The organism is Anaerocolumna sp. AGMB13025, assembly GCF_029689925.1.
Taxonomy (GTDB): Bacteria; Bacillota; Clostridia; order Lachnospirales; family Lachnospiraceae; genus Anaerocolumna.
The window spans coordinates 1957550-1974676 of the sequence record NZ_CP121445.1 but is presented as its reverse complement, the minus strand read 5'-3'; the positions used below and the strand labels follow the sequence as shown (position 1 = coordinate 1974676).

The following is a 17127-nucleotide window of genomic DNA, read 5'->3' as shown; positions in this document are numbered from 1 at the left end:
CTACCATTACAAATGAGACGCACACTTCTTACATATTCCGTAAAATTGAATTTTTTGACGGGTTATCTTAAATCCCTTTTCGTCAAATACTTTTTTACTAAATAACGCATCCTGTTCTTTCGGGATATCGACTTCATCCTGAATATCCACAACATTTCCGCATATTTCACAGATCAGGTGATGATGCTCCTGCCTTTCGTCGGGATCAATAATCTGGTATCTTAATACCCCATCATCCATGACTATATGCTGTATAAACTTTATTTTTTCAAACAATTTTATAGTCCGGTATATCGTTGCTAACCCCATAGGATTCCCCGTATTTTTTATTTCATCATATAACTCCTCCACACTTAAATGCTTATCTTGATTTTTTATAATAATATCCAATAATATCTTGCGTTGTGTTGTTAGTTTATACCCCCATGACTGAAGTATGCTATCATAGGTACAACTATTTTCTATCATAGGTATCCGCCTCTATCCCTTCTTAGCTTCTATCTTTATACTGCCTCATCTGTTATTAACTTCTCCTAAATACAATATACTCTTTATTTAAACTCAGTTTAAACAAAACCTCACCGATAAAGAAATATGACCCGCCTGTTATTTACAAAAAAATCTGCCTGACAAAGATAAATTACCCTATACTTTCATATAATGAATCAACTTAATTAATCACAAGGATTTTTAAGGATGAATGAGGAAGAAAGAATGAAAATAATCAGCAATGATTATACAGATGGCATTGTTGAGACTGCCCTTAGCCCAGAAGAATATGCTCGCTTTGCAGGTGAAACCATTAACTATATTAATGAAAAATACGCAGCCGTATATGCTCCTATTTCAAAAATACCGGATCGGTTAATCGGCTCTTCCGCTTATTCTGTAATACCCAAACTTTACACTCCCCTGGATATCTTAAGTCTTGATGAAATGGGAGTGACAAAGATCCAAAATACTCCTTTGTCTTTAAGGGGCAGCGGTGTCCTCTTAGGTTTTGTTGATACCGGTATCGATTATCTCAACCCGCTGTTTCAGTATGCAGATAAAACTACCAGAATTATTACCCTTTGGGATCAGACCATTGTAAATATGGAGGCCTCTTCCGATACCTTTTATTATGGTACGGAATATACAAAAGATCAAATTAATGCCGCTATTCAAAGCGAGGCACCTCTTAGTATTGTACCCAGCGTAGATGAATATGGACATGGAACTACTCTGGCTGGTCTTGCGGGTGGATATACAAGCCCGGGGTTAAATTTTTCCGGGGTTGTTCCATTGTCAGAATATCTAATCGTTAAGCTTAAACCTTCCAAGCCTTATGTGAGAGAATTTTTTGGTGTACCAGAAAGCGCAATCTGTTACTCGGAACATGACATTATGTTTGGTCTGGCCTATTTGTTTAATACAGCAAGAAAATTAAACCGGCCAATTGCTATCTGTATTGGACTGGGCACCAACCAGGGGAGCCATGAAGGCCTGGGACCTTTAAATGACTTGATATCCTATTATTCTAATCAGGTCGGCATAGCTATTGCAGCGGCAGTTGGCAATGAAGGTAATGCGAAACATCATTTTTTTGGTGAAATTGATCCTACTGTCGGATACACTTTAGTCGAATTAAGAGTCGGTAATAATGAAAATAATTTTGCCATGGAATTATGGGGTAACAACCCCGGCACATATTCTATTGATATTATTTCTCCGTCCGGGGAATATATTCCCCGCATTCCTGCACGGTTAAATGAGTACAGGAATATAAGATTTCTTTTTGATAAAACAACAATCTATGTGGACTATGTTATTGTAGAGTCACAGACAGGTGATGAGTTAATCCTGATCCGCTTTGTAAACCCTTCCCCTGGTATATGGAAATTCAAGGTTTACGGTTCCAAAATCACGGCCGGCTTTCACATTTGGCTTCCTATAACGGGTTTTATTACCGATCAGACTTACTTTTTGTCACCGAATCAATTTACAACAATAACGGATCCCGGCAACAACTTATCCGCTATTACCTCCACTGCCTACAACCCGGCGAATCAAAGCCTGTATTTGGAGGCCAGCAGGGGTTATACCCGGTACAATCAGATAAATCCGGATTTAGCTGCTCCTGGCGTAGATATCTATGCTCCCCTGCCTGATAATCAATACGGTTTAATTTCCGGAACCAGCTTATCCGCTGCTTATATGACAGGCATATCTGCTATGCTTCTGGAATGGGGCATTGTAAAAGGCAATGACCGTTCCATGGATACTTATCAGATTAAAAAGTATTTAATTCGTGGTGTAAGACGCAGCCCGGGCCTAAATTATCCCAATCGGGAATGGGGATACGGCATTGTCAATATATATGGCACATTTGAGAGCTTAAGCGGTGAATGATATGCTATATTTCTGTAGGAATTCATATAATGAATAGACTTAAATAATCTGAAGGCTGATTGAGGATGAATAAGGAAGAGAGATTAAAAATAATCAGCAATGATTATTCAGATGGAATTATTGAATATGCCCTTAGCACTGACGAATATGCCAGGTATTCAGGTGAGACCCTTAACTTTATTAATAATAAATATGCAGCAGTTTATGTTCCCCTTTCAAGAATACCAGAACGATTAATTGGTTCCGTAGCCTATTCTGTTATCCCCAAACTATACACTCCCTTAGATACCCTAAGTCTTGATGAAATGGGAGTAACTAGGCTTAGAAATACCCCTTTATCTTTAAGGGGCAGCGGAGTACTCTTAGGATTTGTCGATACGGGGATTGATTATCTCAACCCGTTGTTTCAGTATGCTGATAAAACCACCAGAATAGTTTCCATATGGGATCAGACCATAGTTAATATGGAGGCCTCCCCCGATATCTTTTATTATGGTACGGAATATACAAAAGAACAAATTAATGCTGCAATCCAAAGCGATACACCACTTAGTACCGTTCCAAGTGTTGATGAAAACGGTCACGGAACCACTCTTGCCGGACTTGCAGGTGGTTATATCAGTGAAACAGCAGATTTTTCCGGCGTTACTCCGTTATCGGAATATTTAATTGTCAAGTTAAAACCTTCAAAAGCAGGGGTTAGAGCATATTTTGGCGTACCAGATGAAGCAGTTTGCTATTCAGAAAATGATATTATGTTTGGCATCACTTACTTGTTTCATACAGCCAGAAAATTAAACCGACCTATTGTTATCTGCATAGGACTGGGTACCAATCAGGGGAGCCACGAAGGATTAGGTCCCTTAAATGACCTTATATCCTACTATTCTAATCAGGTTGGAATAGGTATTGTTACAGCAGTCGGCAATGAAGGAAATGCCAAGCACCATTATTTTGGCGAAATTGATCCTGCTGCCTTGAATACATTAGTAGAATTAAGAGTCGGTAATAACGAAAATGACTTTTCCATGGAGTTATGGGGCAATAATCCCGGGACTTATTCCATTGATATTCTTTCACCTTCCGGGGAATATATCCCCCGTATACCTGCACGGTTGGATGAATACCGGAACATAAGATTTCTTTTTGACTCAACCACAATATATATAGACTATACCATTGTTGAATCTCAGACTGGTGATGAATTAATATTGATTCGTTTTAGAAATCCTGCCCCCGGAATATGGAAATTCAGAATTTATGGTTCTAAAATAAACTCTGGTTTTCATATATGGCTACCAATTCGAACGTTTATTTCTGATCAGACCTATTTTTTAATGCCAAACCAATTTACAACAATAACTGATCCAGGCAATAATATGTCTTCTGTTACAGTAACCGCTTATAATCCCGCCAATCAAAGTTTATTTTTAGAAGCCAGCAGAGGTTATACCCGGTATAATCAAATTAATCCTGATTTGGCAGCTCCAGGTGTTGACATCTTTGCTCCTCTTCCAGAAAACCAATATGGATCGGTTTCCGGTACCAGTATTGCGGCAGCTTATATGTCAGGTATTTCTGCGATACTCCTTGAATGGGGAATAGTAAAAGGCAATGACCGCTCCATGAATACCCACCAGATTAAAAAATATTTAATCCGGGGTGTAAAACGCTCCCCCGGTCTTAATTATCCTAATCGGGAATGGGGGTATGGTATGGTTAATATCTATGGTACCTTTGAGAGCTTAAGCGGTGAATGAATTATTGAAAAGCAGGACTGCTGCATATTTCTTAAGGATAAACCTGCTATCATGTTTGACTTTTTGATTTAGTGGACATAATTGTTGTTTGTTCCAGGCATTCATCAAGTATATTGAGGAATTGCAGCAGATTAAAGGGATTAAACTCAATAAATATTGAAATAAAATTGATTTGAGAGTCAAAAGCCTAATTTAGGTTGTAAAATGAATAACCCGGTATATATATTCATTTTGTCTACCTTACCTTCCTGCGGCATGTCCTTTGTAGAGCCTCATAGATGCAAAAAGCATCGCACTGCTCTGCTTTTTGCTGAGTCTCTAGTCGGACATAAACAGCCTTGTCAGCCGGTCTACGACAAAATGAATATATATACCGGGTTATTCATTAATTAAGTTTTTTGAGGCTTTTGACTCTCAAATCAAAATTAAAGTTTTAAATTAAGTTAAATTATTCGATTGACAAAATCAAGAATCCTGTTATAAAATATTTGTTAGACATCTAACAATATAACAATCAAATATCTCTGAGGGAGTGAATCACAAGCATGGATTGAGATTATTTGTAGGTGCGCATAGCACAGATAGGAGTTCAGGTTGAAAAAAGCGAAAACGGCAGATTTATCAAAACCTTTAGCGGAGTACGGTTATTATATCCAGAATCTGGCCAAGAATATTAAGTATCTGGCAGATGAAAACCTGGTTAAGCAAAACCTTACCATTGAGCAGGTTAAAATATTACGGTTTCTTAGAGAACATAATGAAGAAGGGTCTGCTTTACAAAAGGAAATAGAAGTCTATTTTAAAATCAAACGTTCCTCTGTTACCAGTATACTACAGAATATGGAGAAAGGCGGTTTACTTATCAGGGAAGGTATAGCGGCAGATGCCCGTATTAAAAAGGTCTGCCTTACCAAAAAGGGACAGGATTTGTCTATAAGTTTAGTGGGTTTTATATTAAATCTGGAAGAGGTAATTGTTGATGGTATGTCTTTAGAGGAACGAGCTGTCTTTGCAGAACTTTTAAAAAAATCTTTGAATAATGTTGAAAAACTGATGTGAAATGGGATTTCAAACTGGTCTGAATATTATTATAAAATTGATTGGAGAAATGTTAAAAAACAGATCTGAGTAACGCAAAAAAACTGTTATAGAAAATGACAAAAGTAAGCTGTTATTTACAACAATAAACAAGCAGATAACAGCGGGAAAGAAGGCGTAATATGATAAAACAACTGGCAGGCTGCATTGGCGAATACAAAAAGTACGCCATACTTACCCCCATAGCTATGGTCGGTGAGGTATTGATGGAAATTTTAATTCCGTTTATTATGGCAGCAATTATTGATAATGGAATTTTAGGAACAGCAGGAAGCAGCTATATAATAAAAATGGGCACTCTAATGATAGGTATGGCTGTCATCTCTCTGATGTTCGGTGCGTTTGGGGGACGGTTTGCAGCAAAAGCAAGTATGGGCTTTTCAAAAAATCTAAGAAAAAAACTCTTTGATAAGGTACAGGATTTTTCCTTCTCCAATGTGGATAAATATTCTACTCCATCTCTGGTTACCAGGTTAACTACGGACGTTACCAATACCCAGAATGCCTTCATGATGTTTATCCGCATGGCTTTCCGGGCGCCGATCATGTTAATTGGTGCTACGGCAATGGCAATAATAATCAATGTTAAGTTATCCTCTGTATTTCTGATTGCTATACCTTTACTTGGTATCTCGTTATACTTTATTATGACACATGCCCATCCAAGATTTAGGGCTATGTTAAAGCTTTATGACCGTATGAACTCCGATGTTCAGGAGAATCTGGTTAATATTCGGGTGGTAAAAGCTTTTGTAAGGGAAGATTTTGAGATAAAAAAATTCTGTGCCTCTGCTGACTCTGTACGTAAGGCCCAGGTTTTTGCCGAAAAATTAATTATTCTTAACGGTCCTCTTATGCAGCTTAGCATGTACGGCTGTATCATAGCTATTCTATGGTTTGGAGGGGATATGGTAATGGGGGGCAGTTTTGAAATCGGTAAGCTCTCCAGCTTTATCAACTACATAACACAGATACTGATGTCCTTAATGATGATTTCCATGATTTTTATTATGCTGGTTATATCCATGGCTTCCATAAACCGTATAACCGAGGTGTTAAATGAAGAGATCGATATAAAAGATACTGCTTCAAACCAAGAAACCACAGTTAAGGATGGTTCCATAGAATTTAGAGAGGTATCCTTTAGTTATGCAAAGGACGAAGATAATCTGACGTTAAGCCATGTCAATTTATCTATAAAATCCGGTGAGACAATCGGAATCATAGGCGGTACCGGTTCCTCTAAAACTACTCTGGTACAACTAATCCCCAGATTGTATGATGTTTTAGAAGGCGAAGTACTTGTAGGAGGGCACAATGTAAAAGACTATCCGCTTAAAAATCTCCGGGATGAGGTAGCCATGGTGCTTCAGAAAAATGTCCTGTTTTCCGGTACCATAAAAGAAAACTTGTTATGGGGTAATGAACAGGCCTCGGAGGAGGAAATCATCGAGGCCTGTAAATCCGCAGAGGCCCACGATTTTGTCATGTCTTTTCCAAAAGGCTATAATACGGATCTAGGTCAGGGCGGCGTTAACTTATCCGGTGGTCAGAAGCAGCGCTTATGCATTGCCAGAGCTTTATTAAAGAAACCTAAAATCGTGATAATGGATGACTCTACCAGCGCTGTTGATATGGCAACAGACAGTAAAATCCGTCAGGCTTTTAAAGAAAAGCTTTCCGATATCACAACAATTATCATAGCTCAGAGAATAGCCTCCGTATCGGAAGCCGACCGGATTATTGTACTGGATGATGGTAAAATTGACGCCTTTGCAACCCATGAAGAATTACTTTTGCAGAACCGTATTTACCGTGAAGTATATGATTCCCAACAGAAAGGAGCTGAATAATATGCCCGGACCAACAAGAGATATGAAACCTGGCGCAAAACCACAAAATGCAGGTAAATCCTTAAGACGGATTATGGGATACATGTCCGAATATAAATTACAGCTGATATTGGTGATAGCGGGAATCGCAGTCAGCTCAGGTGCTCAAATTATCGGTACCTCCTTCTTAAAAAGAATGATTGATCAATATATCAGACCCTTATCAGAACATTACAGCAAGGATTTATTTTCCGGCTTTGTGAAAACTCTCCTTTTGATGGCAGTCATTTATCTGTTTGGTATACTATCTACCTATGGCTACAGCAGGATTATGGTAAATGTATCCACAAAGACCTTATATAAAATCCGTGTGGAACTATTTAAAAAAATGGAAACCTTTCCCATTAAATATTTTGACACCCATGCCCATGGGGATCTGATGAGCCGTTACACCAACGATACGGACACAATCCGCGAAATGCTAAGCAATAGCGTAGCAAACTTTATCTCCTCCGGCATTACCGTCGTCGGCGTTTTTATTATGATGCTGGTATTTAGCTGGCAGCTTACCATATTAGTCGTTATTATGCTGATTGTCATGTTAAAAGTCATTAAGACGATAGGCAGTAAAAGTGGCGCTTATTTTAAAACCCAGCAGAAAGAACTTGGCAGGGTAAACGGATATATTGAAGAGATGTTTGAGGGTCAAAAGGTAGTTAAGGTATTCTGTCATGAAGAAGCCTCCAAAGAACAATTTGAAAAGTTAAATAATGACTTGTGTGAAGCCGCGACCAACGCAAATACCTTTGCCAATATCCTTATGCCGATAATGGGTAACTTATCTTATCTCCTCTATGCAATTACTGCTATAACCGGCGGGATTTTAGCCTTAAACGGTGGTATAACTGTAGGTACTGTGGTGGCCTTTCTCCAGTATACCAGAAGTTTTTCCATGCCTATTACCCAGCTTTCACAGCAATTTAATTCAGTACTATCTGCCCTGGCCGGTGCGGAGAGAATCTTTACGATGATCGATGAAGAACCAGAAACAGATGAAGGTTATGTAACTTTAGTTAATGCAGCGCTGGATGAAAACAACAATCTTTTGGAAACCAGGGAGCATACCGGAATCTGGGCCTGGAAACATCCCCACAGTGATGGCACCGTAACTTATACCCAAGTAAAAGGTGAGGTAGAACTTGATAACGTGACCTTTGGCTATGAGGAGGATAAACAGGTATTAAAAGAAATCAGCCTTTTTGCCGGAACCGGACAGAAAATCGCCTTTGTCGGTTCAACCGGGGCAGGTAAAACCACAATTACCAACCTTATCAATCGTTTCTATGATGTGCCGGATGGCAAAATCCGTTATGACGGTATTAATATTAATAAAATTAAAAAGAATGATCTTCGACGCTCTCTTGCTATGGTACTACAGGATTCCCATCTGTTTACCGGAACGGTTATGGAAAATATCCGCTACGGCAATTTAACCGCCACAGACGAAGAAGTCATAAATGCTGCCAAATTAGCCAACGCCCACTCCTTTATAAAACATCTTCCTCAGGGGTATGATACCCTGCTGACTTCAGACGGTGCGAATTTATCACAAGGTCAAAGGCAGCTGCTAACCATTGCAAGAGCCGCCGCCGCAGACCCTCCGGTACTTATACTAGATGAAGCTACCTCCTCTATTGATACAAGAACGGAAGCCCTGATTGAAAAAGGAATGGATCGTTTGATGAACGGCCGTACAGTCTTTGTAATCGCTCATAGACTTTCCACTGTCCGAAATTCTCACTCTATTATGGTACTGGAAAATGGACAGATTATCGAACGGGGCAGCCACAAGGAATTGCTGGATCAAAAAGGAAAGTACTATCAGCTCTATACCGGTACTTTTGAATTGTCGTGACAATTTGATAGAATGTAAAAAGCGGAGGATTTATGCCCTCCGCTTTGGTTTGTACTAGTATCCTGCTTGCTTATTCAGAAAGTATGAGTCATAAAATGATTCCTGCCTCAGTCCCTACAACTATGGACATAATCATTTTATTACTGTTTCTTTTATTACTGTTTCTTTTATCCCTGTATCCTATTCAAAATAATAATTTATGATGTATTGTCTGCTTATCATATCCTCACAGGCTTTTTTTGCAGAAGTCTTATCTTTAAAGTCCATGGTTACCAGGTAGTATTTCCCTTTTTCTGTAATTACTACATTGGCACTGTCATATTCCTGTTCAAAAGTATTAGCTACAGCCTTTGCATATTCTTTACTACCAATTAATCCCAGGCGGATATGACTCTTATATTGCTCTGCTTTTTTTGTTAGCTTTATGGTGTAGATCTTACTGTTTTTTCCGTTTTCTGCCGTTACTTTAAGATATACTGTATTAGTACCTTCTTTTATGTCCAGCTTACGGTTTACTATTTCCTTTGTGCAGTCCTTATCAAGATACAGTTTCCAGGCTGCCTTTTGGCTAACCTCTGCTTTTAATGTAAGGGAAGTTGTTTTAGCTCCTAATGCTGCTGTTATTGTATTCCCCTTTATCACAGCTTTCTCTGGTATGATTACTTTGGTAATGACGGCACTGGAGGACTTCCCTCTGGTGATAGTAACTTTATAAATTTTCGTTGTCTTATCTTCTGCTGTTACTTTAATATAGCTGGTATTTACACCCGTTTTCAATTTCAGTTTGCCGGCCTTCACTTCTTTTGTGCAGGCTTTATCTGAATATAACTTCCAGGAGGCTTTTTTACTAACGGCTGCTTTTACCGTAAGGCTGCTGATTCCGCTTGATACCGTTGCAGTAATCGTATTACCCTTAATGATCGCTTTGGAGGGTACTGTTACTTTTGTGATGTCGCAAGCTGCGGATTTTGTGAAAGCATCCGTTTTAACTATGGTAAAGGTACTGAATTTTGTGATATGAAAACGGATTCCATATACACCTTCTTTGTATTCCACCAGTTTTCCCTGAACCAGTTCTTTCTCACCGTCAGAATGCTCAATATATACAGCCAGTTGTTTGACCAGGGCTTCCTTTTCCTTTGCATTAGCTGGAATTTTAATTCCGGTCAAAGGCAGTGTAATATCTGCTTCGGAGGACGGCATGTTTGTTTCAATCGTTATGGGATTACCGATTACGGCAATATTACTGTTTTTATTACCGCTGACCAGTGCTGCTTCTAATAGAGCCTGGGTTTTAACTATTTCCTTCTGCCCTTCATTTTTAACCGGTACCAGATGGAAATACAGGTCCTCGCTGGCAGTCTGGCTGATCTTTTTTAAGGTTTCTTTACTCAGGTTAATCTTTGCTTCTTCTGTATCAATCTGAAGATGTATCTTACCATCTGATAAAGTTTCTAAGGAAGCTGCCGGAATATTGACACGGGTTTCCGATACTTCATCCTTTTCATCAGGAATAACGATTCTTGCCGTATCTTTACCTTCCGCTTTCAATTTATTTACGGTTTCTAAGGCTTTCTCGTTCTGGTAGGTCACGGTATCTGATTTTTGCCCATCTTCCTTCGTGGTTCTTTCAATGGATATCTGTGAAGCAATGCTATCTGTATCTCCTTGCTTTACATCAACGGTAATAGTTTCCGTACCGGAGGCAGGTGTTGATCCAGACGTATTTCCTGGTGTGTTTCCGCCGTTATTTCCACCGTTGTTTCCGCCATTATTTCCGCCGTTATTTCCACCGTTGTTCCCACCGTTATTTCCGCCATTATTTCCGCCGTTATTTCCGCCGTTGTTTCCGCCGTTGTTTCCGCCGTTGTTTCCGCCGTTATCTCCATCTCCAGGACCTGTTATCCTTGACCAGGTAGCATGTACAGTAAGGTTATCATGAATGATATACGAAGGAGTAAAGTCACCGCCGCTGCCGTTCTTATCATAATACCATCCAGTGAAGGTATAACCGGATTTTGTCGGAGCCTCAGGCCAGTCTGTACTACTGATACTTTCGCCATCTGCTGCATACTTTTCTGCATATATGTTATTATCATTCATAAAAGTAACTTTGTATTTAACTGCTTCGTCTGGTACAAATACAGCCCTTACAGTTACATCGGTATCCGGCATGTTAAATCTATTATCTGTAATAACCAGATCACTTGGACTAATTACCTCCCAATGACTGAGGTGATACCCTTGGTCCGGACTGCTGATTAATGTAATAGCCGCTCCGGATACTGCTGTGACAGGGTTTGGTACAGCAACACCGTTTCCGTTATTTAAAACTGTAATACTGTGGTTGTTCTCTCCGCCGTTGTTTCCGCCGTTATCACCGCCTGGACCGGGGGAAAATAACCAGGACGTATATACCGTAAGGTTTTCATTTACCACATAGTCATAGTTAAATTCGTCGCCGGTACCTAATGGATTAAGATACCAACCGGTAAACAAAAAATCCTGCATTACCGGTTTTACCGGCCAATCCGAAATACTAAGACATTCTCCCGCAGACACTGTTCTGACTGCATATATGGTACCATCGTCCATAAAAGTAACGGTATAACTTACTGCTTCATCCGCTTCAAATATCGCCCTTACATGTACTGCTTCATCCGATACTGTGAATTGATTATCCGTAATTGTAACTCCACCACTGATAACCTCCCATTGAACAAAATGATAGCCAGGATCCGGTGTGGCAGTCAGTGTGATTTTAGTCCCGGTTGGCGCTAAAGAGCTGCTGGCACTTCCCGTTCCATGACCATTAGAGGTTACTGATATGCTGTAGGTATACTTAACGTTAAGATTCAGAGAATCTGATTTATTCGTCGGTGTATGGGTGATAGTAACGACAGAATCCGATGTCCCCAGAACACTTCCATTTGCCGGACTGGTTGTAATATTATTGGCTTCAAAGTCCTTCAAAGCCACATTCTCAACGCTGCCGTCACTCTTAGTCAAATTCACCGAAAGACCGCTTAAATCAAGGGAATCCCCAGCATTATAACTCATTTTATCTGGTGCCGTGCTAACGTAAAGCGCACTGACAGTTGCCGGTGCCGGAGTAACTACAATACCTTTTACAGGATAGAAGCTGTTATTATTGTCAAATCCATACATAATACCATAATTGTCTTCAACTTCCGCCCATACAACGGTTAAGTCTTCCGGAATATGATCAATATGTTCCGTACTTCCGGCTGTATAGGTTGTCTTCCCAGCGTCCTTATTCCAAGCAATTATTGCTGTATCTCCGGTAATATCTAGGCCGTTTGGATTGTTGGTATATACCACGTTTTGGGCTGATTCTGTTCGGGCAATCAGCGTACCACCGCTTAAATTAATGGCAGCATTATTGCCATTCGCCAGGATTGCACGGCTGCCCTCGGAGGTAATCAAACCGCCGCTTACACGGATAATGGAATTCGTGCCCAGAGCATTGATGCCCCTTTCTCCTCCAATAACCTTTCCGCTTTGTACCTCTATCTCCGTATCTCCATTTGTTGAAATTCCAAATCCATACCCTGAATATACGCTACCTCCACTCACTGTAACAGAGGCTACATCTTCTTCGGCATATATGCCTAGTCCCTCTGTTACATAAATCAGACCTTCCTCAGCTACCTCAAAGTTTCCCTGACCGGTGAGTCTGATCAGTTTGATATCATATTCGTCGTCTGCAACTATTTCTGCATTCCAAATGACTGTAACATCTTCAGGAATGTCAAGTACCAGACTGGAGGCTGCAAATGAAACTCTTCCGGTTACGGTTACCGTCTTACTAGCTTCGTCTATCTCTGCTTGGAGATGACCTTCTCCGCCATGATAGGTATCAATCGCGGTTTTGAGGGCTGTTAATGCTGAATTCGTTGGCGCTGCCTCACATAAGACATGGACACTGCTGACCGTCTCCATTCTTCCGCCCCCATCCGTATATCTGACTTGCAGTATTAAATTCTTACCTTCATCGTCCGGTGTCAGAGTATAGGTGCTGTTTGTAGCTGATGCTATCGGTGTAATGAAAACACCATCATAATACCCCCATTGATAGGTAAAGGGACCGATTCCGTCAGCATCCGCAATTTCTGTGGTGTCAGCTGTCAGGGTTTGTCCCACAATTGGAGTTCCAGTGATAATTGGTCTTCCGGTAGGATTTTTATTATCCGCATAGACTAATATATTCACTTGTACCGGATCCGAGTACTCCATATTACTATCACATACAACTAATTTAAATGCCGGAACCAGACCGTTGCGATTAGCTTCTGGTATCCAGGTAAGTTGTTGTCCGTAGGGGAACCTATCATTGGCTTTTAGTACCTGTTCGCCATATTTAAGGGTTCCAGAATCAATGCTTTGGATGAGTAGATCGACAGTATCCCCATCCGGATCAGAGGTTACCACACCTAAATTTGTATAACTAAAATTATAAGGTTTATCCTCTGTTGCGCCTGTTAAGGTCTGGTACGCAACAGTTAAACTCGGCCGGTCTGCAAAAACTGTTAGTTTTGGTGTTGCTGCCAGCAATCCAAGCACCAGTGAAAAAGATAGAAAAATTGACATATAGCTTTTTAAAAATCTTTTTTTCTTCATGAACTCCTCCTTAAAATTATTTTAAAAAGTAGTCCCTGTTATTTGACTTTCCCCAGTTATTTTCTGTCTCTTACCCTTAATCATTAATAATAAAAGCGAAAAGTTTTAATCAGGGTACACTTCTCATAAATTTTATCAAATCACTTGTTGCAAATTTGTTACAAAAGGAGGGTTTTTGTCAAAAAAGGTATGGAAAAGAAGTTTAACAGTACTTCTTTTCCATACCTTTTTGAAATAATTCATCCCATTCATTAGGTTCCTAATTATTTTACATTACGAAATCTTTTTAAATCCGAATTCATTCCCATAATCGTAACGATTGAATCGCTTTCAATTACCGTATTCGCATCCGGTATAATGTTAGTATTATATCAAGACAAAAATAACTGCGAAGTTTGAATAGTTTAGATAAGTTCAGATTTCTTTTTTTAGTACCCTCTCAACAAAAACATCGGTCAAATAAGGATCAAACTGGCTCCCCCTGCCAAGCAGGAGTTCCTTTACAGCAATTTCTTCGGTCAAAGCCTCCCGATAGCTTCGGTCACTGGTCATTGCATCAAAGGTATCCGCTATGGAAATTATTCTGGAGACCAAAGGTATCTCCTCTCCTTTTAAGCCTTTTGGATAACCCTTCCCGTCCCATCTCTCATGATGGCAAAGTACAATCTCCGATATGTCTGCAACATGGGAAACCGACTGAAGAATTCTATGTCCGATTTCCGTATGCTTACAAATAATTTCATATTCCTCCCTGGTAAGCTGACCTGGTTTATTTAGTAATTCTTCGGGAATCCCAATTTTTCCAATATCATGCAGTAAACCAGCTGTCCTGATTTTCTGGATTTCGGAATTTGTAAACTCCAATTCGCATGCCATCTTCTCGCACAACTCCGCTACTCTGTGGGAATGCTGCTCTTCCCTGGGGTTTTTTTCCTGTAGCGTCTTCATAATAACATCAATAATTGCATTCTGCCTGCTGTCGGCATCATATAATTTATTTTTATACATCTGGTCTTCCGCATATTTAAGAACATCTTGAACGAAATCTTCTTTGTTATTGATAACTCCAAACCCAATGGAGATTGACAGAGTAATTCCATTAATCTTCTCTTTGCTGCAGCGCTCTTCTATTTTTTTTATATATTCTTTAAGCTCTGATTCATTCTTTTGATAGACAATGATAGTAAATTCGTCTCCTCCGATTCTGGAAATCACCTCGTCTGCTTCTTTACTATCTTTTAAAACCTCAGTGTATTTTTTCAAGAGAAGATCACCTACATCATGTCCAAAAGAATCATTGATTACTTTCAGACCATTAACATCCGAAAATACTATTCCCATCGGATACCGTTCTTCCCGTTCAAGGGCTATAAGAGCATTTTCGAAATATCTGCGGTTATATAATCCGGTTAATTGATCATGCAGTCCCAAATATTCAACTTCTTTCATACGCTTATGGGAGTCTGTAATATTTCTAACAATCCCAATTACCCTATCTTCCTGAAATGGTGCAATTCTTACTTCAAAGTATCCGTCTTCACTTCCGTTCTTTAGTTCATATTCAAAAATCTGGATTTCACCGGTTTGAATAGCAGCTTCAATTTTTAATACACTGTGATACGCAATGTAGGTAGGCAGTACCTCACTGATATGCTTACCAAGAAACTCTTCTTTCGGCATATAAAGATTCCTTTCATTTCCCTGAACGTCTAGGAATATTCCATTTTCAGAAATTACAAAGATCATATCGGGGATAGTCATGATTAGGGTAGCTATGTACCGTGATGTATCTAAGAGCAGCTTTTCTTTATCAATCAATTCTTCATTCTGCTGTTGTATCTCTTCCCCTGAGGCAATTAACTCTTCCATGGATTCATTCAGATTGTGTTGATATTGATGCAGCTTATGCTTCATTTCTAAAAGTGCGTGACCAATCCGACCAAATTCATCCTTCCTTTTTGTTAAAGCCTCCGGAACTAATTCCTTATATTCATTATCACCAATCAACCTAAATTCTTCTTCCAGATATTTAAGGGGTCTGATAATATAGTGTGAAGTAATATAAAATATCGTTATGGAAGGCAGGAGCAAAGAGATTAAGCTCATATAAAAAAACAGGGTATTGAATTTATTCAGTGGTTGATTTAATTCCTTCTCCGGAATTTCATATATTATTTTCCAGCCTAATGGATGGATCGAAGAATAATAAAGCCGGCTTGTCTTCCCTGCTTTTGTATAATCAATTATCCCGCTCTCCCTCTGCAGCAGTGTTTTCACCGTATTATTATAAGAATCCGATTCTGTTTCTGTTATATTATCTTTGTTTTTTACCTGCGAGACATCACTGCGGGCTAAATAATTACCCTCTTTATTAACAATATATACCTCTCCTCCATATGTATCACTGTAGTCCTTAACCATCTTTCGCATGGTAGAAAGCTGGATATCCATTGTTATACATCCAAGGAACTGTCCCTTTGTACCCAAAACAGGACTGGAGCAGGTTATAAGATACATCCCAAGCCACTCATCATAATAAGCTTCTGAAAATACAGTTTCTAATTGTTCCTTAGCTTCTCTGTAAAAATCCTGGGATAAATAATCATAGGATTCATTTGCATACTCATCGGTCACCATGGTTTTGTCATCTCTCTTGTATACATAATGACCCACATATTTTAAATTTTTATTATATTCATAAGGTTCAAACCATATTCCAGCACCCAGGATAAACGGATTATTGTTCACTGCCGAGCGCAGAATATTCTCATAAGCCGGTATTTGTGTATTGCGGTATGTATTCCCAGCCATTTTTGCAATATTATCTGAAATCATTCTCGAACTGTCCAGTTCTTTTTCTATCATGGTTGTCAGTGTCTGCTGTTGGGCATTGATTTTGGATGTTGTCTGGACATCGATAATACTCTTTCCAATATTAATACTAAACCAATAAGTAATAAAAACTACCACCATAGTGATGGGAATCATAATTAGTAGTATTCTTGTCTGTAAATGTTTTATCATTCTGTCTCCTTATCCTCAAATTATCCTTATTTTATAGCTAATGGGTAAAAAAAATCCCGGAAATACAATAATAGACTCTCTCCGTCTTATTATATCCACAGGGATTTATAATTTTATTCATAATTAAATTATTCTGTGTTTTATAACTTTTAACCTGTTTTTTTGATCCAGCCTTTTACTTTTTACTGACATAGATGTAAAATTTCCTCCGATAACAGCCGGTATTCATTACTAAAGTTACGCAGCCATATTATAATGTTTCATACATATTATAGTATTTCATCCATAGTATAGTGTTTCATTCATATTATAGGGTTTTATTCATATTATGGGGTTTCATTCATATTATAGGGTTTTATCCATATTATAGGATTTCATCCATAATCTAACATATTTTGGATATATTATATACCCAGGCTCACTTTATTTCAACATAAAACGATAAAATATTACATTATGCACTAAT

General features: G+C 39.0%; 8 protein-coding genes. 5 read left to right on the top strand and 3 right to left on the bottom strand.

What is annotated here, in order from left to right:
• Positions 1-6 precede the first annotated feature (6 nt).
• Entirely contained in the window at positions 7-468 is a 462-nt protein-coding gene (locus QA584_RS07970) for a Fur family transcriptional regulator (RefSeq protein WP_278273983.1), read from the bottom strand.
• A gap of 246 nt (positions 469-714) precedes the next feature.
• Between QA584_RS07970 and QA584_RS07965 the strand changes: the two genes are divergently transcribed.
• The 5 genes from QA584_RS07965 (at position 715) to QA584_RS07945 (ending at position 8996) form a co-directional block, all read left to right on the top strand.
• On the top strand, positions 715-2391 hold the full coding sequence (locus QA584_RS07965; RefSeq protein WP_278273982.1) for a S8 family peptidase: 1677 nt from the start codon (positions 715-717) through the stop codon (positions 2389-2391).
• A 65-nt stretch (positions 2392-2456) separates the two neighbouring features.
• The gene (locus tag QA584_RS07960; RefSeq protein WP_278273981.1) at positions 2457-4151 is read left to right on the top strand and encodes a S8 family peptidase; all 1695 of its coding nucleotides are present in this window, start codon (positions 2457-2459) and stop codon (positions 4149-4151) included.
• A 594-nt stretch (positions 4152-4745) separates the two neighbouring features.
• Positions 4746-5210, top strand: a complete 465-nt coding sequence (locus QA584_RS07955; RefSeq protein ID WP_278273980.1) for a MarR family winged helix-turn-helix transcriptional regulator — start codon at positions 4746-4748, stop codon at positions 5208-5210.
• Between the two features lie 161 nt (positions 5211-5371).
• Positions 5372-7102 (top strand): ABC transporter ATP-binding protein, encoded by a 1731-nt coding sequence (locus tag QA584_RS07950; RefSeq protein WP_278273979.1) that lies wholly within the window; start codon positions 5372-5374, stop codon positions 7100-7102.
• Between the two features lies 1 nt (position 7103).
• On the top strand, positions 7104-8996 hold the full coding sequence (locus QA584_RS07945) for an ABC transporter ATP-binding protein (protein WP_278273978.1): 1893 nt from the start codon (positions 7104-7106) through the stop codon (positions 8994-8996).
• 180 nt (positions 8997-9176) lie between these two features.
• Here the strand turns inward: QA584_RS07945 and QA584_RS07940 are convergent, their stop codons facing one another.
• Together QA584_RS07940 and QA584_RS07935 are read right to left on the bottom strand one after the other, a co-directional pair.
• Positions 9177-13637 carry an InlB B-repeat-containing protein gene (locus QA584_RS07940; RefSeq protein ID WP_278273977.1) on the bottom strand — a complete coding sequence of 1487 codons (4461 nt, stop codon included), beginning with the start codon at positions 13635-13637 and terminating at the stop codon, positions 9177-9179.
• A 414-nt stretch (positions 13638-14051) separates the two neighbouring features.
• The gene (locus tag QA584_RS07935) at positions 14052-16661 is read right to left on the bottom strand and encodes an HD domain-containing phosphohydrolase (protein ID WP_278273976.1); all 2610 of its coding nucleotides are present in this window, start codon (positions 16659-16661) and stop codon (positions 14052-14054) included.
• Positions 16662-17127: the final 466 nt, after the last annotated feature.